The organism is Acinetobacter sp. AL9 (assembly GCF_041464035.1).
Taxonomy (GTDB): domain Bacteria; phylum Pseudomonadota; class Gammaproteobacteria; order Pseudomonadales; family Moraxellaceae; genus Acinetobacter; species Acinetobacter towneri.
Genome location: NZ_JAYFSK010000283.1, coordinates 1 through 244 on the forward strand (window position 1 = coordinate 1; position 244 = coordinate 244).

General features: G+C 49.2%; 1 protein-coding gene. It reads left to right on the top strand.

Annotation, left to right across the window (positions count from 1 at the left end):
* Positions 1–244: transposase (locus ACEO2X_RS14720; protein ID WP_371972222.1), on the top strand; the 244-nt coding region annotated here is incomplete at both ends.

Here is a 244-nt window from a genome sequence, read left to right on the forward strand (position 1 = left end):
AACAGCATGTGCGTGGTAAATGGGTCTGTGATCAGTGTGACACCCTGACTCAGCAAGCGATGCCCGCCTATGTGATTGATAAAGGCATTGCTTCACCTGAACTGCTCAGCCATGTTTTGGTATCGAAATATGCCGATCATTTGCCGCTGTACCGTCAACGTCTGATCTATCAGCGGGCGGGAATCGAACTTTCTAGATCAACTTTATCTGACTGGATAGGTCGCTGCGGTGTAGAACTGGAACC